Genomic DNA, 24,860 nt, shown 5'->3' with positions numbered 1-24,860 from the left:
GATTATTTAATTAGCATTACTTTACCTGACTTATCTACTCCATGTCCTTCATGGCCTTTTGCATATACCTGATAAACATAACCTCCGGAGGGTGCACTTTCATTTTGTACAGTTCCGTCCCATTTCATATTAATATCAGTAGAAGTGAAAACTATATCTCCGAACCGATTATAAATCACTAATCTATACTCTTTCACTCCTTCTGCAACGGCACCAAACTCATCATTCAAACCATCTCCATTTGGTGTGAATGCTGTAGGTAATTCAAGTGAGAATGGCTGAAACAAGGTAATTATATTAGAAGCACTCACGATTGAATCATCTGAGGCATTTATAGCTACTATACGAAATTTGGTGGGTTTTTTATCCGGGTCCTGCGCAGCAAAAGCAGTATTAAACCCTAATAATACTAATCCGATTATGATGATGAAGTTTTTCATGACGAATTCCTTTTGATGATATTTCAAAATTCGACATAATATTACTCTGATAAATTAGAGGAATTCTTATTTAATAAAATACGAATAAACCGCATTAAAATAAGGAAAAATACGAATGAGATTTAGGTGATTCACTTACATGGACATGCAATCAACCTACTACTATTGTTTTTCTACAAACTTTCCAACATCTCTTCAACAGCACTATAAACTTGTTCTAGCTCCTTTTTCTTGATAATATAGGGCGGCAAGATATAAATAATATTTCCCAATGGGCGAAGAAGAATATTTCTTTCTAGAAAGAAAGGATACAGCTTATGACGAACCTCATTCACATAAGACGTATCGGATTCGGTCTTCAACTCTAATGCAAAGATGGTTCCTAGCACTCTACTGTTTAGAACTTTTGGATGCTTTGATATCTTTTCTTTAAATTCTGATTGCCAATGACTGATATTGGTAATTTGATTTTGAGTATCTTCCTCCATTAATAATTCAAAACTAGCAATAGAAGCAGCACAAGCTATGGGATTAGCCGTAAAGCTATGACCATGGAAAAACGTTTTCATGATATCAGTACTCTTATAAGCTTCCATAATATCAGCTGTACTGGAGGTAACTCCTAATGCCATTGTCCCTCCTGTAAGCCCTTTGGATAGACAAAATATATCAGGTTTATTTTCTAAGTAATCTGAAGCAAAATGCTTTCCAGTCCTTCCGAAACCAGTAAAAACTTCATCTGCTATACATATTACATCATTATCATGAGCAATATTGATAAGTTTATCCAAAAAAGAGGCATCATACATTTTCATTCCGGCAGATCCTAACACTAAAGGCTCAAAAATAAAGGCGGCTACTTGATCGGACTCAACCAGTTGATAAAACTTCTGAATAACTTCATCCTCATTCCCCTTAACGGGCATAGGAATAAAATCGACATCAAAAAGGAAGGGAGAAAACGGAGCAGAAAACGGTCCTCGGTCTCCTACCGACATAGCACCAAACGTATCACCATGATAAGCTCCCTCAAAGGCTATAACTTTCTTTCTCTCTTCATTACCTCTATTGTACCAATATTGAAAAGCCATCTTTAATGCCACTTCATTGGCCGTACTTCCATTATCGGAATAAAAAATCTTTGATTGATTATCGGGTAAAATGGAAAGTAGTTTTTCTGCCAATTCAATCGCAGGAGCATGTGTGAATCCTGCGAAAATTACATGCTCTAAATTCTGTGCTTGTTTAGCAACCGCTTCCGCTATTTTAGGGTGACTATGACCATGTAAATTCACCCACCAGCTGGAAATGGCATCTAAAATCCTCCTGCCATCAGAAGTATGTAAATACATTCCCTCTGCCCTTTCAACCATTATATGCTCAAACCCATCTACCAATTGCGTGAACGGGTGCCAAATACTCTCGTTATCTCTTTCTAACCAACTCATAAATTCTTTTTTAACTCCGCAGCGTATTTTCGAACAATGCTATGATTAATCTCTTTTTCATCCTTTATTCTCAATAAACAAGCATAACCGCTATACTTTAGAATGATATCTTCGCTAGCAGGATTGGATGGTCCATTGAAAACTATACCCTTTACACCAACCCCTCTTCTCTTCAATTCGTTTACAGTCAGCAAAGTATGATTTATACTCCCTAAATAAAGGTTAGCTACCAAAACAACTGGCATTTCCCATTGTTGGGGAAAATCAATTACAAACTCCCTTTCATTTATAGGAACCAAAACTCCACCTGCTCCTTCAATTATTAAATGCTCATTGTCAGTTTTTGGAATATTGAAATCTTGCGCTTCTAAACTAACACCATCAATTTCTGCCGCATAATGAGGAGAAGCTGGAGTATTGAGTACGTATTTTTCAGGTATTAAATCGGACTTCAAGTTACTCAAAAGCCCTCCAACATAATCAGTATCACGGGGAAATCCGGCTTGAATAGGTTTCCAATAATCTGCTTCTAAAGCTTCACAGATGATAGCACTGAAAAGTGATTTTCCACTGTCAGTACCGATTGCGGTTATAAAATAGTTCATTTGAAATACTGATTGATATGATCACACAAATTTGTGATTTCTTCTTCAGAATTGAAAGCATGAATGCATATCCTTACTCTTTCTTTTCCTTTTGCAACCGTAGGGCTTAAGATTGGCCGTATATCAAATCCTCCTCTATTTAAATAATTGGAAAAGTGTACAGCCTCCTCTGCACTTTGCAAAATAATACCTTGAACCGAATGCTTGCTCTCTAAACTATTTATCTCTTTCTTTAAGAGAGCCTTAAACAAATCGATTTTAGATTTTAAATTGCTCCATAACTCAGGATGATGCATTCTGTAAGTCAATGCATTTTGAATTGCCGCTACACTGTAATGAGGTAATGCAGTAGTATAAATAAACTGCCTGCTATAATTAATCAAATACTCTTTCAAAATTTTGCTTCCGCATACTGCTGCACCATGCGCCCCTACTGCTTTTCCAAAAGTATATATTCGAGCAAATATCTGATCTTCCAATCCTAAATCACAACATAACCCAAAACCTTTTTCACCATAAAGACCGGTGGAATGTGCTTCATCTACAATTACAGCTGCTTCATATTCGGTAGCTAAAGCAACTATTTCCTTTAGAGGTGCCAAATCCCCATCCATAGAATAAACCGATTCTACTACTATAAAAACATTACCCTCAGAATTTTTAAGTTTAGCTTCTAAATCAACTAAATCATTATGCTTAAAATTGAAATATTTAGCTCTACCGAGACGAACACCCTCCTTGATACATACATGAGAAAGCTCATCTATCAAAACTGTATCTCCTTTCTGAGGAACAGCAGAAAGCACTCCGAGATTTGCTACATAACCAGAATTAAATAATAGCGCTGACTTAGCTTTAAAAAACTCAGATAAAAAACCTTCTAATTCTTCATGATAAGATTTGTTTCCGCTCAGTAATCTCGAACCAGCAGCTCCATTATCAACAAAATTACTATTATGATCATGGATACTCTTCATTTTAGCCAATCCTAAATAATCGTTGGAGCTAAAATCAAGTAAGCCTTCATCTGGTTTTTTCAAAAAACGGTAACCACCTACCTCCTTTCTTCTATTTAATTGTAGCTCTAATTCAATTTCCGCCTTCATTCTATTTTTTATGAATTGTTCGATGAAAGTATAACATTTATATTAAAAAACGTTATACCATTCCAAACACTAAAATTAATCAAGATGAAAAAGCTTTTTACATTAACAGCATTATTATTTTTTATTGGTTCAGTCGCAAAAGCACAAATATTCACTATTGGTCCTAAGTTCGGTGTGAGTAATACAACATTGAGCATAAAAGACAATGTTGGTGAGTACAAATCTGGCGATGCCAAGTTTAGCTATCACGGAGGTATTTTTGCAAGAATTAAAATAACTGGTTTTTATGTTCAACCTGAAATATACTTTAATTCTGTTAGAGGTGAATATATAAATCCTAATCCAAACCTACCGGTTCAAGATCAAACCATAGAATTCAATCGAAATAAAATTGATTTACCTATTTTAGTTGGTTGGAAGATGGGTCCCTTAAGAATTAATGCCGGTCCGGTAGCGAGTTTCAATTTAGATAATGAAATACCAAACAACACTAATAGTGCAGTATCAGAATATAAGAGCTCTGTATTTGCCTATCAAGCAGGTATTGGTGTGGATATTTCGAAAATAATAATTGACTTGCGATATGAAGGTAATTTAAGCAATCAAGCTACATTAGGAAATGATGAAGGAAATGTGAGAGTAAACCAAATCATGTTAAGCGTAGGATTAAAGCTTTTGTGATATAGAAAACGAAAGGAAAGCAGCTTTGATATGCTAAACTGCTTTCCTTTTATTTAATTTTTCCAATGATCTTTATCTCCCATTCATTTATATTAAATACCTTCCTTAGATACTGGAATATCTGCATATCGTAAAGAAAGATTGTCATTAAAGACAAAATGTCCCTTCTCGCTCTTACTAATTAAATGCAAGCTTTCATCACTAAGCTGATAATAATAATTGATCTCTGTAGCTGCTGAAAAAGAGAAACTACTTTTCTTCAGCTCATTGAAATCAACGTCTAGAAGAGTGGCGAAAATATTCTTTTGATCTTCAGATGAAGACAAAATAATAATGCCTGCATCAGTTTGAAAGACCCCTTCATATTTGCCATTTATATCAATTTCCTTGATGGAATAGTCAGTACTGTCAGGATGAAATTTTGCTATCGTGAGGGTATTAGGCCATACAGCATTACCTAGTCCATCACCTTGATAAAATGCTAATTGCAAGCTGCTATTTCTTAAAGCGACCAATTCAACAGGCTTTTCTTGAGTATCGACTTTAATTTTATTCTTTATTTGTCCTTTTTCATTTGAAACAACTATTTGATTTCTAAAATCTAAGGAATCAATATGGCTTTCATATAACAGGTAGTTAAGATCTCCACCTCCTACCACATTCATTGCTGTGATCTTTTGCCAAGCTTTATTTGATTTATAATTCGAAGACACCGCATTGTACCATGAAACAGTAGTTCCATTTTTAGCTCCATAAAATCCTTGAGGAACACTGTCTGCATTTAAGTAGTACCCTCCAAAATATTCTAATTCATTTACGTTAGTTTTCGAAAAATTAATAAATGCTATATTTTTGGCTAATGAATCATACTGATATTCAAGATTTTGCCAGTCGAATTGAATCCTCCGGTAGCAAGGGATTTCTTGACTAAATGGCTTTTCAAATTGTTCAATAATTTGCCGTTTTAATCTATTAGCTGTTTCCTTTCTTATATTTAATAATTCTCCTTCTTCTGATTTAAAATATTCTTTAAAGTCCTCTATTCCACCATAGTACTTTTTATAAAACACTTTGTTTTTATTTAAATTGCTCATTTCAATCTCACTATTATACTTTTTCAATTGGTTTTCCAGTGCAATTGTTTGTTGAAAAACACGATTGATTGTATAAAGCTTAACTTGATTAGAAATATCTATTGCAGTATCATAAACAGCAAGACTCTTCTGTGCATTCATTAAATCTAGTTTATCGTCTTTATACTGAAATACGTTTGCGACTGGAGAATTCAAATCATATTTACGTATTTTGTATATCGATTTTTTTTCGATCGGGTCTACATCTATAGAATCATTTGGTGTCCAATTATCCATCTCAGAAAAAGAACTCGCAAGCTTTGATTCTATTTCAATTATATCTTTTCTTAACTGATCGATTTCAGTCTCTATTAATTTTTGCACCTGCACAATCCATTTACTGTAATCCCAAAGCTCAATTTCATCCACCAAAAAATCTGTTTGAATCACCAAACCATCTAGCCTGTAAGTTTGGATCTCTTTAAATGCTAATTGTTGATTTAAATTGAATGGTGGATAATCATTAGCAGCTTCCTTATATTTCTTAAAATAAATAAGCGTTGAGTCATAGCTATTTCTGACTAATTCAAATCGCTGGCTTAATTCAGCGTCATAGAGTAAATAAATATCTTTCAAAGAATTATAATCACCATTTATTCTTACAAAGTTTTTTGAGGATAAATCATAGTGCTCCACCATTTTCATGAAATTCTGATGTATTGCGGGCATATAAGTCAAAAATGAATCCGCCTCTTTCAAGCCTTTTTCATGAATCACTCTAACAGAATCAAACTCAACTTCTGGTTTACCATTCCTCTTGAATTGGTTAGTGAAATTTGGATAGTACCAGGCATTTCTTCGAACTTCACGCTCGTCAATTAGATCGCGGGCACGGCCAAATAATAACTTTGCCCTCTGTGCATTGGCGATGGCCGCTTCGTAATCAGAGATGGGGTGAGCATTTCTGTAGCGTTCTTCAAAAATCAACGCTAATTGTATATTGGTAGCGGGATGACCATTATTACTCTTAAAGAAGTCAAATAATAATGGGAAAACCAGATCTACACTGTCGCCTAAGAAATAGGGATTGATATCATCTTCATAGTCTAACTCTGACTGAGCATAGTTTATATTCGGCAATAGGATTAAAAGCGATATGATGAATATTATATTTTTCATTTTCTTTAATCGTTTTGAGCCAATTTAATATCCAGTATTTTTAATTCTACTCTTCTATTCTTGCCCCTATTTTCTTCGGAGTCGTTGAGCACTACTGGTTTAGATTCGCCATATCCTTTAGAAATCAAGCGCTCCTCCTCAATACTGTTACTCGTAACATAGTTAATTACACTATTTGCTCTTTCTTTTGACAAACGCACATTGTACTCAGCAGCTCCAATATCATCTGTATGTGCTGCTATCTCAATTTTCATGCTCGGATAGGATTTCATTAGCTTGATTACTCTGTCTAATTCTTCAAAACTACTTTCGAAAAGATCCGAGGAATTAGATTCAAAATAAATATCTTTCAATGTCAAATTAGCATCTTTTGACAGAGGCTGCAATCTCAACTCAACTCTTTTGCTGTCTTTCTTAATTTCACCAGTTTCTTCATCAATTGTCTGCAATTTACCTTCTTTAGTAATCCCAATCTCAGTGGAATTAAATGCATACCCTCTATCACTTGATGCTTCCACCAAATATCGGTCTCCGACTCTAAGGTTGACGGTCTGATTGCCAGAAATTACAATTTCTTCATTTCTGGTTTTGTTCCTAATAATTAATTGAGAAGAAGAAACAGAACCACCACTTAGCAAATCATTTACATTGATGGGCACTCCTACTTTTTCAGGAATCAGTTCAATATCTTGTTCATACTCTCTATAAAGTATTAACCCCCTCAAATCAATTGAAAAACTCTTGGGCTTAAAATTTTCACTTTCTACTTCAACTGTAAATGCATTTCCTATGGGAAGGTCTAATCTGGTTTTCCAAGTCTCCCCATCTGATTCCACAATCTCTACTGTACGACCAATATCATTTTTAATTGTAATAGTAGCTGTTAATGGATCATATAATTCAATATCATAGATATTGACATTTAAATGTGCCGTTGTAAATAAATCAATATTTTGTTCGTATTCTTTATAACTTTCAATATCCCTTAGATCGTAATAATAAAGTGCACTACTGTACTCGTCTTTACGCACTTCCAGATTATAGGCTCTCCCAGTTGACAAAACGATAGAGTAAAAGCCATCTGAAGGATTATTATCAAAGCTTGTAATTGATTCTGAAGTATTTGCATCTGTTATTCTTAAGGCAGCTGAAAGGCCTTCCTGACTATCAGCATCTCTAATCAACCCTTGAATCGTCACATTTTGAAATTGCCTGTACTCTTGCGGAATCTCTACACTGTAAATATCATCCTTTTTTGAAAAATACATGATTTCTCCTGATGCTGAAATACAGGAAAATAGGTCATTATCAGTCGTATTCACATATTCTAATGGAACTGGACTGACCCAATCTCCATCAGCATTAAGATTAGTTTGGTATAAATCAAATCCACCTATTCCCCCTTCTCTTAATGAGGCAAATATTAAAGTGCGATTATCTGCCATAATTTTAGGAGCCTTTTCACACCCTAAATTAACCGGATATGGTAATACTGTAGGTTCTGTCCAGCCGCTATCTGTTTTTTGACTGACGTAAATTTCATAACAAAATTCAGTTACTCCTTCCGGAACGTTTTTACTATTTCTTGCAAAATAAAGCGTTTTCCCATCAGTAGTAATGGTAGGAAAGCCATCGAAACTTCTACTATTGATCTCTGGACCGAGATTTTTCGGTTTTGACCAGGTGTCTCCAATTCTTTCAGAGTAAAAGATATCTTCTGACCCATACCCATCGTCAAAAGAAGCATGGAAATAAATTCTATTTCCATCGTAACTAAAATTGGGACCACTGATTACATCTATAGAATCTCCGAAGTTATTGATACTATCTAAAGAAATTTCATCTCCCCAGGTGCCATTTTCATCTCGTGTCAAATACAGTTTCCAAGAGCCATCCTTATTAGATTCGTAGATCAATGTCCTCCCATTAGCACTAATACTAGGTGCATATTCTGTAAATTTTTCAGTACTTATTTCACTTACAATTTTTTTGGGGTAAATGGAGTCCAATACCTGCTCTATAGAGTCTTTTTGAGACTGTCCCAAACCTGAAAAACACCAAAATATTAAGAGGGTGAATAAAAATATTTTATCAATATTCTTCATAGTTTTTTTCATTCTCCTATAATTGTAAATGCCGCCCAATAATAAGGTTCCGGAAACTCTTCTTTTATCTTCATCTGTGCCTTACGGAATGCTGTGAATTTATTATCTCCTTTTGTCCAATGCCTATAAAACTCTGTCATGAGTAGCTGTGTGGTATAATCATTCACTGTCCATAAACTCATGATTAGATTTTCAGCGCCAGCCACTAAAAATGCCCTTTGTAACCCATACACCCCTTCGCCATTTTTCACATCACCCAAGCCCGTTTCACATGCTGAAAGCACCACTAACTCAGTTCCATCCAAATTTAAATTCATAGTTTCATAGGCGGTTAATAAGCCATCTTCAAAACTATTTTCGTAAGGTAAACCACCTGCCAATCCGATAGAAGCACCTGCTAACAAAATTCCAGATCTTAAAAGCGGATTCTCTTCTTTCCCTTGGTTTTCCACTCCAGCTACTTTCTTATCAGCATCATAGGCCTTGAAAAAACCATGAGTAGCAATATGCAAAACATTAGGAGCAGTCAAACTATCAATTAGAATTTCATTAGCCTCATCATCGAGGAATTTTTGAACTGACCAATTATTTGCTCTGGTCATAGAGTCAATAACATTTATTTCAACTTTGGTTCCAGGAAGGGAAGGAATTCCTCCACTAAAATTTCTCATCAGACCAATATTCTGTGCTGTTAAATCCATATTGTCCTCAGTACTCCCTAATGAAAAATCGGGAGCTCCTATCAAGACCAAACTTGGCAATGCATTCAAATCACTGCCAGCCCCTGCCATATATTGGATTTCATCTTCTTTTGGTTTACGAACCTTAATTAAGTCACGAGAACTAGTAATAATCCTAATATTATCCTTTTCTAAGAGATACTGGTCTAAATTTTCGCTATATAAAGTATTGATATTAATCTTGTTATAAATCCCGTCTGGACTAATAAATAATTTATCAAGATTTTGTGGTATCTTTTGATCTACCCATTCCCAAAGATTCTCATAGGAGATCTTATCCATCAATTTAAATTTAATTAAATTTTGATAAGCATTAAAATATTGTTCTTCAATCCTTCTACCTTCTTGTAAGACTGCTATTTCAGGCTCCTCCATAGTGTCAGTTAAAATAAGACCGACATAAATAATCGAATCATTTTTCAAACTCTTCATGACTCTGATCAACTCCACAACTCCAGTATTTGGTGGTAAACTCTCTTTTAGTTTCCTCCAATTAATACTATCCGTCCCAAAACCTTCATTGAATAAATTAGATTTTAAACTCAACTCCTTTTCCATACTATTGATAGTACCTTCCAGTTCGTTCAAATCAATATTTTGCGCATTCAGCTCTTCAACGGTATAAGAATAATATTGTATAGCTCTTTCCTTTTCATCTTGCCATGTTTTAAATAAAGAAATCAATTCTTCATCACCACTATTAATAATTTTATTACGCATTTTAGCCGAAGCATTTAAAAGCATCGCTTTAGTTGATAATTGTAAATTGAACAAGTCTTCTTTCAACTTAGGAATGGTTTGATAATTTTCAATTGCAAAGTCCTTATAAGCTTCAAAAACAGGATTCACTTTATGGTAAAAAGCTGATTTCTCACTTTCACTCATTGCAGGAAAATATTCTTTAAATAAAAACAAATAACTGTTAACTGATGAACTTAAAAGAGCATAGGCTGAATCCACATCGCTTTCAACTTGCTTTAGAATGCCCCATCCATAAAGTGTGAATATATAATCAGGATGATTTTGACCTAATACCTCTTTCCTCAGTTTGGTAACTTTTCTAAATAAGGAATCTGCCTTTTCATGTTGTTCTTGTTTTTGAAAAAGAACCGCTAAATTGTATTGAGTGCTAGCAAATACGGGATTCTCAATGCCATATACTGCTTCATCTATTACTAAAGATTTTTCATAATAATCTTTAGCCTTTTTATAGTCTTCATTTGAAAGATAGAGAGAAGCTAGATTATGTAATGTTGTAGCATATTTCGGATGACGAACTCCATAAATGATAGAATCCATCTCCAAGGCTTCATTGAGGAGAGGCAAAGCTTCAGCAATATTACCTTCACTTTGATAGATCGATGAAAGATTCTCAATAGAGGTTACATATGAAGGATGCAGTTTCCCTAATTTATCAATGTAAATACTTATTGCCTTTTGTAAATTATTTTTCGCCTCCTTTAAATTCCCTGTACTTTGATAATATAATCCCATTCCCGAAAGTGCATCTGCATAAGCTACTGATTGATCACCAAAAATACTACTTGAAAGGTCTAAAGTCTTGCGAAAATAGCGCTCAGCTGTTGGATAGTCAGCTTCTGCTAATTTAACCAAAGCCAGTTTAGAATTCACATTTAATAAAGCTGGATGTGAAGCTCCTAAGCTATTTAAATAGGTACGCTCCGCCAATTGATATAAAGAATCTGCTTTTCTGTATTGAGATCTACTTTGTGCTACAGTACCTAAATTTTCGTAAGCTCGGGCATTGCTTTGGTGAGTAGCACCAAAAATAGAACTGTAAATAAAGGACGCATCTTTAAAATAAGATTCAGCTAAATCATAATCGCCATTTTCCAGTCTTAATGACCCTAAATTATTTAAAGTATTAGCATATTCAACCGTCTGCTTTCCTAAGACTTTTTCGATCAGTTTCAAATTTTTTGTAAAGTAAGCAGCAGCTTTTTCAATATTTGTTCTGCTTTGCTCCAAAACTCCTAAACTATTGCGTGTTTGAATTTCAATCTCTGTTTTTAACTTGCCTTCGCCATTAAATTGATCCAAAGCTTTAGTTAAAAACAATTCTGCGGAATCAAAATCAGCCAACTCTAAATAGATATCACCAGTGTTTTTGTAGGTCAAGGCTTTCTCTTCCTTCTTACCATCAATATGTTGCAGTAGGTCATTATCAACCAATAACAACAACTGTAAAGCGGAATCTAATTGCCCCATTGTTTTATAAACCAACGCCTTTTGGGCTAGAATTTTAGCTGACTGCAAACTATCATACTGATTTTGAACCTTAAGCGAATCATGAGCTAAAGAATATAAGGCTAAAGCTGTGGTATAATCTCCATTATTGAAGGAGACAGCCGCGCTGTTCAATTGACTTTGTAAATCCTCACCACCCAAAGACAATAAAATCTCCCCTTTTTGAGATTGACCAGTTTTTTGATACAAAACTCCTAAATTATTCTTGGCACTGGCATATAACTCCTTCCCTGTTTCCTCATCATTTTCCAGTTGAGTTTTTAAAACTTCGTAAAAAGAGATCGCTTCATCATTTTGGCTATTCTCTTGAAATATTAATGCCCTTTGATAAGCTGAAACCTTCCATAGATCACTACTTTGAAGGTTATTATCCTGAGTGATGCCAATTACTTTGTCATAATAAGCAGCGGCTTTATCTATTTGATCTGCTTCTTGCAATAATGTAGCCGCATAGTAAAGAGAGTTTAAATATTGAGATCCTGCTTGAGCTGCGTACTGGTTGAGAAGTAATAAAGCCTCTTCAACATATTTTAAAGCTTCTTCTTGTTGATCCTGATACAAAAGTATTGCATAATCGTAAACAGCAAGGGCATGGCTAAGGGAGTTCAAATCTTCCTTTTCTAAGACCTCCATATAATCTTTAGAAAATTGCAGTGCCTCTGCCATATTTCCATTTTGAAGGTGTAGTTGTGATAAATAGTTTAGCAACTGAGTATAAAACTGCGACTGTTGATCGAACGAGACTTCATTCATCAACTGCAATTCTTCCTTGCCTAATTTTAAGCCTCTTGCATAATCTTCTGTTTTGAAAGCTAATTTTACTCCTAGATGTAAGGTAAGAACGTAAGCCTGATGCTTTTGACCATAGGTGTTTTCCGCCTGTTCAAGAGCTTTATTTAAAAGTGATTCTGCTAACTCTAATTGATCATCTTTTTCGGCCTTTTGCAATGCCGTAAATGATTCATCCCAAGTGTCTTGTGTAAGGCCAAAGAATGAACAGCAAAAGAAAAAACCCAGAAATATTACAATTTGAATTATATATCTGATCATACCCTTGCAAGATGATAAATTCAACAGAATAATGAAAAAAATTCATCGAAATACCTACTTTTAGGTACTGGCTACAGCGCCAATCAAAGTCTTTGAACATTCAACTTTTTTAAAAAATATGAGTCACTCAATTTTTATAGGATTTAGATCACTACTTATTCTTTCGCTAACGTTATTCACAGGAGTACTATTTGCACAAAAAGAGTTTAGCAGAGCAGACAGTTTAAAAGGAGGCCTAACACAAGAAAGAATTTGGTGGGATTTGAGCTATTATCATCTTCAAACCAAAGTGGACCCCGATAAAAAATTCATTTCTGGTAGTAATACTATTCTATATAAAGTGCTTGAACCATATCAAATCATGCAACTTGATCTGCAAAAACCAATGCAGATCGATAGCGTGGTGCAAAACGGAGCGCAATTAGCCTTCAAAACCGAATTCAATGCACATTTCATTCAGTTGAAAGAAGCCCAGCTAGAAGGAGCATCTCAGAAATTAACAGTTTACTTTTCAGGTAATCCACGAGTTGCCAAAAATGCTCCATGGGATGGGGGTTTTACATGGGAAAAAGATCAAAATGGACAGCATTTTATTGCTACAGCTAATCAGGGAATAGGTGCCAGCGTATGGTGGCCGTGCAAAGAGCACCCAGCAGATGAACCCGACAGCATGTTGATCAGTGTAAACGTTCCAAAACCATTAGTAGATGTATCAAATGGACGATTAAGAAAAGTAGAAGAGCATAAAAACAGCCGTACCTATCATTGGGCTGTAAGTAATCCAATCAACAACTATGGCGTCAATTTAAATATTGGTGATTATGTGAATTTCACAGAAAAATATAAAGGTGAAAAAGGTGCTTTAGATTGCAGTTATTGGGTGCTAAGTTATAATCTTGCAAAGGCAAAAAAACAATTTCAGGAAGTCCCCAGAATGTTGGAAGCTTTTGAATATTGGTTCGGCCCCTACCCCTTTTATGAGGATAGTTATAAATTAGTGGAAGCCCCTTACTTAGGAATGGAACATCAAAGTTCAGTCACTTATGGCAATGAGTTTAAAAATGGTTACAGAGGAAGAGATCTGAGCCAAACCGGTTGGGGCTTAAAATTCGATTTTATCATCATCCATGAATCCGGCCATGAATGGTTTGCGAATAATATTACGAATAAAGATGTAGCTGATATGTGGATTCATGAAGGATTTACGCACTATTCCGAAAACCTATTTTTAGATTATCATTATGATTCACTGGCGGCAAATGCTTATGTACAGGGAGTACGATCATCCATACAAAATGACAGAGCCATTATTGGAGAATATGGTGTTTCCTATGAAGGTTCAGGAGATATGTATTACAAAGGTGCTAATATGTTGCACACAATCCGTCAATTATTTGATAATGATGAAAAATGGAGACAAACTTTAAGGGGCTTGAACCAAGAATTCTATCATCAAACTGTTACTACCTCACAAGTTGAAAATTATATTTCAGAAGCTTATGGCAAATCCTTGGATAAGATTTTTGACCAATATCTTCGCACTACGCAGATTCCAACCTTCGCTTACAGGGTTTTGAATAATCAACTACTTTACAAATGGGAAAATACTATTGATGGGTTTGAAATGCCAATTAGGATTTTCATAAATGGTGAAGCTGAATGGCTACAACCTAATTCCAAAAGCTATAAATCTTTGCAAAATCTACCTGAAAATGCAGAAATTTTAGTGGACCCTAACTTTTATGTTGGAGACTTTAATTTAACAGAGTAGATCGTAACCCCAATGGAGGGAATCAAGGCAAGACTACTTTGAACTAGACTGATAAATGAATATAGAAGTTTTATTCAAAGGAAGTTTGTCATTTCACACTTCAATCGAAAAATTCTTAAATAAAATATTTTTTGTAAATTACTATTGTAAAGTTTGAGTATAAAAAGAAACCAAAATACACCTAATGAAAAGATTATTTTTACCTATACTAATATTATTAAATCTCAATCTATTAGCCCAAATTCAAGACATCGATGAGCCATACCAAAAAGGAAAAGTAAAGAATGGATATCGTGTAGGAGAATGGAGTTACTATGATTTAAACAAAGAATTAGCACTTACTTTTGATTATGATTCAAATCAATTAATTTATTTAAAACAAGACAGCTCTTCATACTTTATATTCGATGAAGAATGGCAATCTTTACAACCTGACCGCCAAATTAGATATTTAGGTAGCTATGTCCATTTATATGATTTTTTGGCAATGAACCTTTCCCGCACCTATTCTTCTGAAGCATCAAAAAAAAATATCAATACAGTAATTTTGCTTGAACTAGAATTTGACGAAAAAGGAGTCTTGGTTAAAAAAAATATATTAGGAAAACATAAAGAATATCTTGAAGAAGCCATCTTGGAAGTTACTGCTTCAATTCCTGAATATTGGATTCCTGCAGTTTACCAAGGCCAAACTGTAAAATCTAAAATAGCTTTTCCATTAATTTACACCAATAAAACCAATGAAAAAAAGCAGCCTAAGGTAGCAGACTTGGATTATGACGGAAAACTTATGAAACATATTAAAATTGTTGGATTCTGAGTTTGTGTAAAGTGGTCCACAGAAAAAGTTGTATAAATTCGATAGTCTATCAAAAAAGGGATCGAATTAATCCCCCTTTTTATATATAATTAATAATGCCAATCAATATTAGGACAAAAACAACTAAAAATTATATTTCCCTTCATCAAAAAGTCTTCGGGCTACTAGCCTTCTTGATTCTTTCACGTTAAAAGATTCAATTTTAGCAAAACGTTTCAATGCCATTTGCATCATTTTCATTTCATCGCCTTCTAAAAATGACCACAACGCTTCTTCTGCTGAATTTTTAATTTCTTTAACAGCCTCCAGCATAAATAATTGACAAATATCAATTTGAGCAGCACTCGCTTCTTTCCCGTGCCTATCTTTCATTCTTTGGGTTTTCACAATCACAGATTCTAACACATAAATCTGAATGAGCATATCTGCTACATTCATTAAAATTTCCTGCTCATCTTTCAACTTCATCATTAACTTTTGGGCAGCTGATCCTGCAATTATTAATGTTAATTTCTTAAGGTTCGCTACTATCTGAACGGATCTTTCTAAACTATCGGTATTTCCATTATCCGAAAAAGATGGTATACTGCTTAATTCTTTTTGAACTTCACTAGCGGCACTCATCAAATCCAACTCCCCATTCATAGCCTTTTTCAAGAGCATATCAACAATCAGCATCCGATTAATTTCATTGGTTCCTTCAAATATTCTACTAATCCTCGAATCACGATAAAGTCTTGCCATTGGTGCTTCTTCCGAAAAACCCATGCCACCATAAATTTGTAATCCCTCATCTACTACGAAATCCTGCGCTTCAGATCCAAATACTTTTATAATGGCACATTCAATTCCATAGGTAGAAACTGCTTTTTGTTTAGCTTTCTCCACAGACATCCCTGACTTTTGAAATTCTTGTTCCTTTTGGTCAATCATTTCACCAGTTCGATAAGCTGCTGCCTGAAGTGCATAAGTCTTGACCACCATTTTAGCCAATTTTTGCTGGATAGCACCAAAAGAACTAATAGTTTGACCAAATTGCTTTCGATTTAAAGCATATTCCGATGCAAAATCTATCGCATTTTTAGAAACTCCTAATCCACCAATTCCTAACTTAATTCTACCTGTGCTTAAAACGTTCAATGCCATTTTAAAGCCTTCTCCTCTCGTACCTAACAGGTTTTCCTCTGGTACTTTCACATCATTCAGAAATACTTGTCGAGTTGAAGAAGCTCGAATCCCCATCTTATCTTCCTCCTCGCCCAAAGTCAATCCTTCGTATCCTTTTTCTACTATAAATGCAGAAAGATTCTTATCGTCTTCAATCTTAGCAAAAACTGTAAAAACATCAGCAATACCCGCATTAGTAATCCACATTTTCTGTCCAGTGAGATAATAAGCTTTTTCATCTACATTATAAATCGCCTTGGTTTTTCCTGAATTGGCATCCGAGCCAGCATCAGGTTCTGTAAGGCAATAGCAACCTTTCCATTTTCCGCTTACCATATTCGGTATGTATTTGGCTTTCTGCTCTTCGCTGCCATATAATAAAATAGGGGCCATTCCGATACTGGTCTGTACACCAAAGGCGGGAGAAAATTCCGTAGTTTTAGCCAATTCTTCAATTACTCGCAATGTAGTATTAAAGCTGACTTCTATTCCACCATATGCTTCAGGTATACCTAAACCCAGCAAACCTAAATCACCAGCCTTCTCTAATAATTTTATAGTTTGCGCTAAATCCTTGTGCTTTTCCAGTTCGTCTGCCAAGGGTTTAACCTCTTGCTGCACAAAATCTTGGGCTGAAGCGACCATCATTTTTTGCTCTTCTGAAAAATCACTTTCTATAAAAATACTCTCCGGAATAGCGTTAATTAAAAATGATCCTCCTGTTTGTGATTGGATCTGTTCTTCTTTGGTTTCCATAGTTTTTATTTGATTAGTAATAAATTTCTTTCTTGAAGTTTTGATTTTAGATGTGGGTAATGCTTGATTAATTCTCCCATGAAAAATTCATAAGGAATATCCTCGAAATGACCGTACTGATGGAGGTACTCCATAAATTTTGCGCCCTTCTCATTATATTCTTGAAAAATAGAATCGCCCTTAGGATCAAATTCCAAGGGTTTTACATTAAGTTTTTCGCAGAGTTCACGATTGAAAACAGGTGTAACTTTAATCCATTTATTATTCAAAAAGATTTCAGCATAGCCGTGAAAAACTAATACATCAGTCTGTAATACAGCTTCCAATTTTGCAGTACCGATGTGGTTGCGAACATTTGCAAAACCCAATCTGGAGGGAACTCCAATTACTCGACAAGCAGCGGCAAACAGACAACTTTTTTCAACGCAATAGCCGTAATCTCTTTTTAGTAAACTGCTAGCTTTCATAGCCTCCTTTGAAAAATCTAATCGATAGGGGTCGTATCGGAAACCATCTCGAACTGCATAATAAAGGTACTTTACTTGGTCTAATATGCTATTCACACCGTAGGTCACCTCTTTTGCATACTGCTGCACCATGGGATGATCCGAATCAACAAAATCAGCTGATTCTAAATATGCTTTTAAATTCTGTTTTTCCATTTTTTGTTATTAGGCATTTATGCCTAACAAATGTACTAAGAAGTTTTAATAAAATAGGCCTATATGCCTAATATTTAATTTGGAGCTAAAATTTGATTAATATTGTAGCGGATATCCTGATAAATGAAGACGAAAGAAAAGATATTAGAAACCGCAAGAATATTATTTAATACTCATGGAATCTCGGCAATTTCAAGCAAATCTATCGCTGAGGAAATGGGGATTAGTTACGGTAATTTATGTTATCACTTCCCTAAAAAGGATGATATTATTTTGCAATTATATCTGAACATGCAGAAGAATGTTGAACAGCAATTTAAAAGTATCAAAGAGGAAGTCATCAACCTGGAATTTATGTTGAGCCGACTGAAGATTCTGTTTGAGGAAATCTATAAGTACAAATTTATCTATTTAGGTATCACAAAAGTCGTCCGCCATTTCGATCATATCAAGAAACATGCGCAAGACCAATTTGACCAAAGATGGAATATTTTAGATACTATTTCTGGATTCTTGGTTGCAAATGGGTATATGAAGCCATTCAAAGACGAAAAGCAAAAAAATATGTTGATTCATGCGCTACTTATGGTGAGTAATTCTTGGATTTCCGATGCTGAGGTATTCTACAAAGGAGCAGACGAAGAAAAACTAGATTATTATATGCAGTTATTCTTCAACTTGGTGAGACCTACTTTAACTGAAAAGGGACTAGAAGGCTTTAAGAAGGTTTATCAGTTTTAACAAGATTGCAGCAAAAAATAAAGTAATTCTTAGATACTAATATTTCCTTATCAACAGTACACCAAGCACCAAAAACACCACGCCTAAGAGCCGCTGCCAATTAATTTCTTTAATGGAAAAACCCAATAAGCCAAAGTGATCTAGGATGAGAGAAATGATCATTTGGCCACCTACTATTAATGAGAAGGTTAAGGCTGTCCCCAATTTAGGCGCAATGATGATTACTGAAGCTACATAAAAAGCACCTAAAATTCCCGCTGTCCAAAAAATAGGAGACACAGATTGTGTAGCTGAAATGCTGGAAAAATTGAATCTCACAGACAACAAATAAATAAACAAGGCTATAGTCCCAATAAGAAAAGAGGCAAAGGCCGCAAAAACAGGTTGCTGAACGGACTTACCAATTTGAATATTAAAGCCAGCTTGAATAGGCAGAATTGCGCCCGCTAAGAAAACTAAACACATTAAAAATACTGTAGACTTTAACATGCTAATTATTTCTTATAGGATAGTAAACCCGCTTCAATCTGTTTTCTTTTAGGTTCTTGCCAATCTGGGAGTTTCAAAGAACTTCCTAGCTCTTCATTACTTTCGTCTACCAAAAAGCCTGGACCTTCAGTGGCAACTTCGAATAGCACACCGCCGGGAATTCGGAAGTAAATAGACTGAAAATACTTTCTATCTTTCACTTCTGTGACTTTCAAACCCAATTCGTCTACCAAGTAATCTCGAATCTTGAGGGAATCTTCAATTTTTTTTACTCTATGCGCCACATGATGAACTGTTCCGATTCCATTTTTTCCTCTCGGCAACTCTCCTGCCTCCATCAAAACTAAAGAATTACCTGCACCTTTTTGGGTGCTTTCAAGTTTTGTAAAATCGCCTTCCTTGGCAGTTACTTCATAGCCAAAAACTTGTAGAAACTCTAAACTTTCTTTCACATCTGAAATAGCTAAAACCACATGGTGGATTCCTATTAAATTATCGTCTTGAGAAATATCATCGGTTTTCCAGATTGGAGTTCTTTGATCATTTTCATCTTCAACAATCGCTATATTTAATCCCGAAGGATCTTTAAACTGTAGTTTAGATTGACCAAATGATTGTATAGTAGAAAATTCCACACCAGCGCCTTGCAATCTCTTTTCCCAGAAATTTAAACTTCCTTTTGGGGCTGAAAAGACCGTCTCAAACACCTGACCTGAACCAATCACTCCATCTTTTACTCCCTGACCTTTATATGGAAAAGTGGTAAATATAGTTGAAGGACTTCCTATTTCATTTCCGTAATAAAAATGATAGACATTTTCATTATCAAAGTTAACCGTTTCTTTTATCAGTCTTTGACCTAATAATTTGGTATAGAAATCATAGTCCTCCTGTGCATCGTTAACAGTGGCTGTAATGTGATGTAAGCCTTTAACTATTCCTTTAAAATTCATAATGCGTTTATTTATAATGCTTTCAGCATTTGGTTCACTTTATTGATCTCGTCTTCGCAAATAATATGGTCCATACTAGGATAAATTCTCTTATCCACCTTAGCACCCATAGGGGCTACAGCTTCTTCTGATTCATGTAATCGGTGCTCTGGAATATGGTGGTCTATATCACTACAGCCGATAAAAATCTCTGTGTTGTTAAAATCTCCCTGATAGTTACTTTTTTCAATATGTGGACCTATCAAGCCTCCACTCAAAATGGCTATCCCTGCATATTTCTGTGCATTTCTAGTGGCATATTCTAAAGATAGACACGCTCCTTGAGAAAAGCCCAATAGGAATATTTTATCATTTGCAATACCGCTTTCATTCAAATGGCTCAATATGCTATCTAAATTATCCAAAGCAGCATCCAACCAGGGTTGATTTTCACTCCAATCTTCCATGAATCCCTTTGGATACCAGGTATTGTCAGTAGCAATGGGATATACTATTGCAGTATGCTCAGGGATCTCCAATTCCTGAGCTAAACTCTTCATTTTATCTGCATTATCTCCTCGACCATGTGTCATGATAATAGCACTTTTAGCATCTGCTAAGGAAGCTCCTTGAAATTCAGTATTTTCGAAAAGATGTATTGATTGTGACATAAGAAATTATTTAATACAACAACAATATATGTATCTACAACTATTATTTTAAACAAAGGTTTAAGTGGATTGAAAAAATGTCTTCTAAGATAGGTTTTTGATCAATAGATAAGGATTGGCAACTAGAAGTACACAGCTTCAACCCTCCAAACTTCCTTCGTAAGCATGGACTAACATATCAACTAGCTTAGCTTTTTCAAGTGGAGCCACGTTTTCGTAAGGTTTCGCCAAAACGATTTCGACTGCTTTATTAATATCTTCCCTCTTGAAGCCAATGCTTTTCAAATCTGTCGGGCCTCCTGCTTGAGAGGAAAGTTCCTGCAGCTTATGTGCCGGCTGATGGCCTAACACCTGAGTAAAATCTCTTTTAATCTCATCGGATAGGTACTCCCACTGATAATTGAGCACAAAGGCTTGTAATACTGTATGAACGTAAGAGTGCTCCAATTTGAAGCTTCCGCCTAACACATGGGCCATTTTATGATGTAAGGACATGCTCACTTCACATAAACATTTGCCCGCTAAATAGGCTCCAAACTGAATATCAACATTAGCTGATTCGGTTAAACTTTGATTTTTGGCGACCTCTTCTAAACCGCTCTTGATTTTTTCTACGCCTAACAAAGCATGGTGACGCGTAACAGGGTTGCCATTAGGCGCATAAATCGCTTCCATAAGATGTGCCATTGCGTTCATTCCGCTAGTCACGGCTAAACTCAAGGGTAATCCTGCAGTCAAATCAGAATCATAGACTACTACTTTCGGCATTACATCCATTGATTTACCTGTGGTTTTACCTTCTTCTGTGCTTACCCCCCAAATGTTTGTTTGTTCAGAACCTGAATAGGTTGTAGGAACTGCTATAATCGGTAACTTGGTCTCTAGGGCAAGAGCTTTTGCCAGCCCGATGGATGATCCGCCTCCGAATGCAAGCAACACATCAGGTTTTTCTTCCTTCAACTTTTCCATTGCCTTGTCCACTAACTGCTGTGGAACATGTTGGATAATTTCGGGGAAGTAATAAAGTTTGTTACCTCCTATGGCATTCCCTACTGCTTCAATTTGAGTGGACCATCGCTCCTCACCAAAAGCCATTACTTTCTTGTACTCTTTCAAAATCTCAGGTAATTCTTCTGTTTTACCTTTTCCAAAAAATACTTGATTAGGATATGATGTATACTTAAAATTCATAGCATTATAATTTATGTAAAGCACTTTCAATTTGCGCTACTGTGCTTTTCAAATGAGGCAAAAATGTTTCTTGCATTTCATCTTTACTCACTCTACTCGCATGTCCGCTAATATTCAGCGCTGCAATTGTTTTTCCATTTTTATCTTTAATAGGACAGGCAATTGATCTTACGCCTATCTCTAATTCTTGATCTGCAAGTGCCCAGCCTCTTTCTCTTACCAATTGAATTCGCTTTATTAGTTGTTCGGAGTCAGTAATTGTATTAGTTGTTAATTTTTCAGCTTTAACTCCTCTCAGAAAACTTTGCATCTCGCTATCAGGCAACCCTGCTAGCAAGACCCTACCCATTGAGGTGGCATAAACAGGTAAGCGAGTTCCTACACCTAAAGAGATGGTCATGATTCTGTTCGTTTGAACCCGTGCCACATAGACAATATCGTAGCCATCCAGAACGGACATTGAACATGATTCATTTACTTCTTCAGCCAGAGTTTTCAAATAAGGCTTAGCAAGCTCCTGAAAAGGTAAAGCGGATAGATAAGAATACCCCAATGTCAATACCTTTGGGCTCAAACTAAATTGCTTACCATCTACACAGCTTACAAAACCTAAGTATTGCAATGTGAGCAAGATTCTACGAGCATTTGCCCGAGTCAAATCTACTTTCTTCGCAACTTCAGTTAAGGTCATTTGAGCATTATCTACATCAAAAGCGCTAATAACTTTCAATCCTTTTTCTAGCGATTGTACAAAATCTGATTTTTTGATCGTTGGCTCCATGATGCAAATATGCAGATTATTGATGAAATAGAATTACTACTTCACTAAATCTAAACTCTTTCAATGATAGTGGCATAGCCCTGACCAACCCCTACGCATAAGGTGCAAAGCGCATATCGCTTGTTCTGTTCTTGCAATTCTATGGCCGCAGTTTGTAATAATCTTGCGCCAGACATGCCTAAAGGATGTCCTAAAGCAATAGCCCCGCCATTTATATTTACCCTAGGATCGTCATCAGCCAATCCCCAAGACCGAATGCAAGCTAAACTTTGAGCTGCAAAAGCCTCATTTAATTCTATTATGTCAATATCTTCCATAGTGAGACCCGCTTTCTTCAGTGATCGATTGCTAGCTTGCACCGGTCCTATCCCCATAATACTTGGATTAACACCTACCACTTGAGAGGCCACGATTCGCGCCATTGGTTTCAGCTGATGATTCTGTACTGCCTTCTCACTGGCGATTAATAAAGCTGCAGCTCCATCATTTAGTCCGGCTGCATTACCTGCTGTAACAGTACCATCTTTCTTAAAAGCTGGTTTTAAGGCAGCAAGACCTTCTATTGTAGTCTCTGCTCTAATAAATTCATCGTCCTTGAAAATTACAGGCGCTGACTTTCGTTGCGGAATCTCTAAGAGCGCTATTTCTTTTGCCAGCCGACCGGATTTTTGAGCTCTAATAGCTTTTTGTTGACTATTAAAAGCAAATAAATCTTGGTCTTCGCGACTAATGTTATGCTTTCCTTGCAAATTCTCAGCGGTCTCTCCCATTGATTCTGTGCCATACATTTCTTTCATTTTCGGATTAACAAAGCGCCATCCAAAGCTGCTGTCGTACAATTTAGCATCGTTTCCATAGGGCATACCTGATTTTGACATTACCAAGGGACCACGCGTCATATGTTCCATGCCACCCGCAATAAAAAGATCTCCATCACCGGCTTTAATAGCCCTATTCGCATGAATTACCGCAGACATGCCTGAAGAACACAAGCGGTTGACCGTTTCTCCAGGAACACTTTCCGGCAAGCCCGCAAGCAAAGCGGCCATTCGAGCTACATTTCGATTGTCTTCTCCTGCTTGGTTATGACATCCTAGGATCACATCATCTATTAAGCTTGGATCCACACTGCTGTTTCGAAGCATCAGCTTCTCTATCACAAAGGCAGCTAAGTCATCTGCCCTTACACTGGATAACCCACCTCTAAATTTTGAAATGGGTGTCCTGATCGCATCAATTATAAAAGCGTCCTGCATAAGTTACTTTTTTGCTAGTTTAAAATCATATATCACTTCGCTGAAGGGCGACTTCACTCCCCATTTTTCCGCATCCTCCTTATTATTGTTAAGCGGAAAATCTAATATGAGTGATTCCTTGACCCCAAAAACAGCGTCCGAATCTAAATATTCATCACCCTCCACAAAAATATGTGTAATCAAGGTTTGATAGCCCTCAGCTTCAATCCAAAAATGAATATGTGCGGGTCGCATAGGATGCCTACCTGATGCTTTTAACACTTCACCGACCGGACCATCGGTTGGAACCGGATAGGGTGAGGGTTTGATTGATCTAAACCAAAAATCCCCTGAAGCATCCGTTGTAAAAATCCCTCTTAAATTCATTTCCGGCTGGGTGTCATCTTGAATGTCATAAAATCCTTCATCATTAGATTGCCACACATCTATCTTTGCATTTGCAATGGGTTTCCCGTCCGGATCTAAAATTTTCCCTCGAAATAAAGCAGGCTCACCACTGGTGGCTTCTTTACCTCTTGCAATATTATCCCCCATTTTCATTTCCATTGCAGGCGCATGAAATGGACCCGTAACAGTGGTTTCAGTCACTTCTTGCTTTGATCTATGGTTGATAGCATCAACTAGCATGGATACACCCAATACATCGGACAATAAAATAAATTCTTGTCGCTTATCATCGCATTTTTTACCTGTTCGAGTTAAAAAATCAATCGCTGTAAACCACTCCTCTTCTGTTGGTTCTAAGTCCTTCACAAAAGCATGAAGATATTTTATTAATTTGGTCAGCACTTCTTGGCCTCTCTTGTCTGTGCTGTTTATGCGCTCCAATACGATATCGGTAAGATTTTCTTCGGTCAAATTTCTCATAACAGTTTTTTTTGTAAACAATATTTTCGTAGTATTGTTTCATTATAAAACAAATGTACGT

Annotated in this window: 20 protein-coding genes; 4 read left to right on the top strand and 16 right to left on the bottom strand. The window is 35.9% G+C overall.

Going from position 1 to position 24,860, the window contains the following annotated elements:
- Positions 1-2: 2 nt before the first annotated feature.
- The 4 genes from B9Y84_RS00665 to B9Y84_RS00650 all read right to left on the bottom strand — a co-directional run bounded on the left by B9Y84_RS00665 (position 3) and on the right by B9Y84_RS00650 (position 3,599).
- Positions 3-440, bottom strand: coding sequence for a T9SS type B sorting domain-containing protein (locus B9Y84_RS00665; RefSeq protein ID WP_085515165.1), 438 nt, complete (start codon positions 438-440; stop codon positions 3-5).
- 173 nt (positions 441-613) lie between these two features.
- Positions 614-1,888, bottom strand: a complete 1,275-nt coding sequence (gene bioA / locus B9Y84_RS00660) for an adenosylmethionine--8-amino-7-oxononanoate transaminase (RefSeq protein WP_085515164.1) — start codon at positions 1,886-1,888, stop codon at positions 614-616.
- Complete coding sequence (gene bioD, locus B9Y84_RS00655; protein ID WP_085515163.1) at positions 1,885-2,493, bottom strand: dethiobiotin synthase; 609 nt, start codon at positions 2,491-2,493, stop codon at positions 1,885-1,887. The genes bioA and bioD overlap by 4 nt, the downstream gene beginning before the upstream one ends.
- Positions 2,490-3,599 carry an aminotransferase class I/II-fold pyridoxal phosphate-dependent enzyme gene (locus B9Y84_RS00650; RefSeq protein ID WP_085515162.1) on the bottom strand — a complete coding sequence of 370 codons (1,110 nt, stop codon included), beginning with the start codon at positions 3,597-3,599 and terminating at the stop codon, positions 2,490-2,492. The genes bioD and B9Y84_RS00650 overlap by 4 nt, the downstream gene beginning before the upstream one ends.
- A gap of 84 nt (positions 3,600-3,683) precedes the next feature.
- Between B9Y84_RS00650 and B9Y84_RS00645 the strand changes: the two genes are divergently transcribed.
- Complete coding sequence (locus B9Y84_RS00645) at positions 3,684-4,280, top strand: porin family protein (RefSeq protein WP_085515161.1); 597 nt, start codon at positions 3,684-3,686, stop codon at positions 4,278-4,280.
- A 92-nt stretch (positions 4,281-4,372) separates the two neighbouring features.
- On the opposite strand, the gene B9Y84_RS00640 is transcribed toward B9Y84_RS00645, so the two are convergent.
- From B9Y84_RS00640 to B9Y84_RS00630, 3 genes are read right to left on the bottom strand one after another with little or no spacing between them, the layout of a single operon-like run.
- Positions 4,373-6,532 carry a hypothetical protein gene (locus B9Y84_RS00640; RefSeq protein WP_085515160.1) on the bottom strand — a complete coding sequence of 720 codons (2,160 nt, stop codon included), beginning with the start codon at positions 6,530-6,532 and terminating at the stop codon, positions 4,373-4,375.
- 5 nt (positions 6,533-6,537) lie between these two features.
- Positions 6,538-8,649, bottom strand: coding sequence for an OmpA family protein (locus tag B9Y84_RS00635; protein WP_085515159.1), 2,112 nt, complete (start codon positions 8,647-8,649; stop codon positions 6,538-6,540).
- Positions 8,646-12,695, bottom strand: a complete 4,050-nt coding sequence (locus B9Y84_RS00630) for a CHAT domain-containing protein (RefSeq protein WP_085515158.1) — start codon at positions 12,693-12,695, stop codon at positions 8,646-8,648. The genes B9Y84_RS00635 and B9Y84_RS00630 overlap by 4 nt, the downstream gene beginning before the upstream one ends.
- A 118-nt stretch (positions 12,696-12,813) precedes the next feature.
- Between B9Y84_RS00630 and B9Y84_RS00625 the strand changes: the two genes are divergently transcribed.
- Together B9Y84_RS00625 and B9Y84_RS00620 are read left to right on the top strand one after the other, a co-directional pair.
- The gene (locus B9Y84_RS00625) at positions 12,814-14,466 is read left to right on the top strand and encodes a M1 family metallopeptidase (protein ID WP_085515157.1); all 1,653 of its coding nucleotides are present in this window, start codon (positions 12,814-12,816) and stop codon (positions 14,464-14,466) included.
- 184 nt (positions 14,467-14,650) lie between these two features.
- The gene (locus tag B9Y84_RS00620; RefSeq protein WP_085515156.1) at positions 14,651-15,286 is read left to right on the top strand and encodes a hypothetical protein; all 636 of its coding nucleotides are present in this window, start codon (positions 14,651-14,653) and stop codon (positions 15,284-15,286) included.
- A 123-nt stretch (positions 15,287-15,409) separates the two neighbouring features.
- Here the strand turns inward: B9Y84_RS00620 and B9Y84_RS00615 are convergent, their stop codons facing one another.
- Together B9Y84_RS00615 and B9Y84_RS00610 are read right to left on the bottom strand one after the other, a co-directional pair.
- Positions 15,410-17,209, bottom strand: coding sequence for an acyl-CoA dehydrogenase family protein (locus tag B9Y84_RS00615; RefSeq protein WP_085515155.1), 1,800 nt, complete (start codon positions 17,207-17,209; stop codon positions 15,410-15,412).
- A 5-nt stretch (positions 17,210-17,214) separates the two neighbouring features.
- The gene (locus tag B9Y84_RS00610; protein ID WP_085515154.1) at positions 17,215-17,871 is read right to left on the bottom strand and encodes a transglutaminase-like domain-containing protein; all 657 of its coding nucleotides are present in this window, start codon (positions 17,869-17,871) and stop codon (positions 17,215-17,217) included.
- Positions 17,872-17,994: 123 nt separating this feature from the next.
- Between B9Y84_RS00610 and B9Y84_RS00605 the strand changes: the two genes are divergently transcribed.
- Positions 17,995-18,612 (top strand): TetR/AcrR family transcriptional regulator, encoded by a 618-nt coding sequence (locus B9Y84_RS00605; RefSeq protein WP_139827904.1) that lies wholly within the window; start codon positions 17,995-17,997, stop codon positions 18,610-18,612.
- A gap of 36 nt (positions 18,613-18,648) precedes the next feature.
- On the opposite strand, the gene B9Y84_RS00600 is transcribed toward B9Y84_RS00605, so the two are convergent.
- The 7 genes from B9Y84_RS00600 to B9Y84_RS00570 form a co-directional block, all read right to left on the bottom strand.
- The gene (locus B9Y84_RS00600) at positions 18,649-19,101 is read right to left on the bottom strand and encodes a DMT family transporter (RefSeq protein ID WP_085515153.1); all 453 of its coding nucleotides are present in this window, start codon (positions 19,099-19,101) and stop codon (positions 18,649-18,651) included.
- Positions 19,102-19,106: 5 nt separating this feature from the next.
- Positions 19,107-20,054: a ring-cleaving dioxygenase gene (locus tag B9Y84_RS00595; protein WP_085515152.1), complete on the bottom strand. Its 948-nt coding sequence runs from the start codon at positions 20,052-20,054 to the stop codon at positions 19,107-19,109.
- An 11-nt stretch (positions 20,055-20,065) separates the two neighbouring features.
- A complete protein-coding gene (locus tag B9Y84_RS00590; RefSeq protein ID WP_085515151.1) occupies positions 20,066-20,704 on the bottom strand; it encodes an alpha/beta hydrolase in 639 nt (212 codons plus the stop codon).
- 138 nt (positions 20,705-20,842) lie between these two features.
- A complete protein-coding gene (locus B9Y84_RS00585; protein WP_139827903.1) occupies positions 20,843-21,895 on the bottom strand; it encodes a maleylacetate reductase in 1,053 nt (350 codons plus the stop codon).
- A gap of 4 nt (positions 21,896-21,899) precedes the next feature.
- Positions 21,900-22,676 (bottom strand): IclR family transcriptional regulator domain-containing protein, encoded by a 777-nt coding sequence (locus B9Y84_RS00580; RefSeq protein ID WP_085515149.1) that lies wholly within the window; start codon positions 22,674-22,676, stop codon positions 21,900-21,902.
- 50 nt (positions 22,677-22,726) lie between these two features.
- Positions 22,727-23,932 carry a 3-oxoadipyl-CoA thiolase gene (pcaF, locus tag B9Y84_RS00575; RefSeq protein ID WP_085515148.1) on the bottom strand — a complete coding sequence of 402 codons (1,206 nt, stop codon included), beginning with the start codon at positions 23,930-23,932 and terminating at the stop codon, positions 22,727-22,729.
- 3 nt (positions 23,933-23,935) lie between these two features.
- Positions 23,936-24,799 carry an intradiol ring-cleavage dioxygenase gene (locus B9Y84_RS00570; protein WP_085515147.1) on the bottom strand — a complete coding sequence of 288 codons (864 nt, stop codon included), beginning with the start codon at positions 24,797-24,799 and terminating at the stop codon, positions 23,936-23,938.
- Between the last annotated feature and the right edge of the window lie 61 nt (positions 24,800-24,860).

The organism is Marivirga sericea (genome assembly GCF_900177665.1).
Lineage (GTDB): Bacteria > Bacteroidota > Bacteroidia > Cytophagales > Cyclobacteriaceae > Marivirga > Marivirga sericea.
This window is presented reverse-complemented; position numbering and strand designations above follow the sequence as displayed.

Bases quoted from the DNA above. Each gene is read 5' to 3' on its own strand.
- B9Y84_RS00665 (WP_085515165.1), bottom strand. From the start codon at position 440: ATGAAAAACTTCATCATCATAATCGGATTAGTATTATTAGGGTTTAAT.
- bioA (WP_085515164.1), bottom strand. From the start codon at position 1,888: ATGAGTTGGTTAGAAAGAGATAACGAGAGTATTTGGCACCCGTTCACG.
- bioD (WP_085515163.1), bottom strand. From the start codon at position 2,493: ATGAACTATTTTATAACCGCAATCGGTACTGACAGTGGAAAATCACTT.
- B9Y84_RS00650 (WP_085515162.1), bottom strand. From the start codon at position 3,599: ATGAAGGCGGAAATTGAATTAGAGCTACAATTAAATAGAAGAAAGGAG.
- B9Y84_RS00645 (WP_085515161.1), top strand. From the start codon at position 3,684: ATGAAAAAGCTTTTTACATTAACAGCATTATTATTTTTTATTGGTTCA.
- B9Y84_RS00640 (WP_085515160.1), bottom strand. From the start codon at position 6,532: ATGAAAAATATAATATTCATCATATCGCTTTTAATCCTATTGCCGAAT.
- B9Y84_RS00635 (WP_085515159.1), bottom strand. From the start codon at position 8,649: ATGAAAAAAACTATGAAGAATATTGATAAAATATTTTTATTCACCCTC.
- B9Y84_RS00630 (WP_085515158.1), bottom strand. From the start codon at position 12,695: ATGATCAGATATATAATTCAAATTGTAATATTTCTGGGTTTTTTCTTT.
- B9Y84_RS00625 (WP_085515157.1), top strand. From the start codon at position 12,814: ATGAGTCACTCAATTTTTATAGGATTTAGATCACTACTTATTCTTTCG.
- B9Y84_RS00620 (WP_085515156.1), top strand. From the start codon at position 14,651: ATGAAAAGATTATTTTTACCTATACTAATATTATTAAATCTCAATCTA.
- B9Y84_RS00615 (WP_085515155.1), bottom strand. From the start codon at position 17,209: ATGGAAACCAAAGAAGAACAGATCCAATCACAAACAGGAGGATCATTT.
- B9Y84_RS00610 (WP_085515154.1), bottom strand. From the start codon at position 17,871: ATGGAAAAACAGAATTTAAAAGCATATTTAGAATCAGCTGATTTTGTT.
- B9Y84_RS00605 (WP_139827904.1), top strand. From the start codon at position 17,995: ATGAAGACGAAAGAAAAGATATTAGAAACCGCAAGAATATTATTTAAT.
- B9Y84_RS00600 (WP_085515153.1), bottom strand. From the start codon at position 19,101: ATGTTAAAGTCTACAGTATTTTTAATGTGTTTAGTTTTCTTAGCGGGC.
- B9Y84_RS00595 (WP_085515152.1), bottom strand. From the start codon at position 20,054: ATGAATTTTAAAGGAATAGTTAAAGGCTTACATCACATTACAGCCACT.
- B9Y84_RS00590 (WP_085515151.1), bottom strand. From the start codon at position 20,704: ATGTCACAATCAATACATCTTTTCGAAAATACTGAATTTCAAGGAGCT.
- B9Y84_RS00585 (WP_139827903.1), bottom strand. From the start codon at position 21,895: ATGAATTTTAAGTATACATCATATCCTAATCAAGTATTTTTTGGAAAA.
- B9Y84_RS00580 (WP_085515149.1), bottom strand. From the start codon at position 22,676: ATGGAGCCAACGATCAAAAAATCAGATTTTGTACAATCGCTAGAAAAA.
- pcaF (WP_085515148.1), bottom strand. From the start codon at position 23,932: ATGCAGGACGCTTTTATAATTGATGCGATCAGGACACCCATTTCAAAA.
- B9Y84_RS00570 (WP_085515147.1), bottom strand. From the start codon at position 24,799: ATGAGAAATTTGACCGAAGAAAATCTTACCGATATCGTATTGGAGCGC.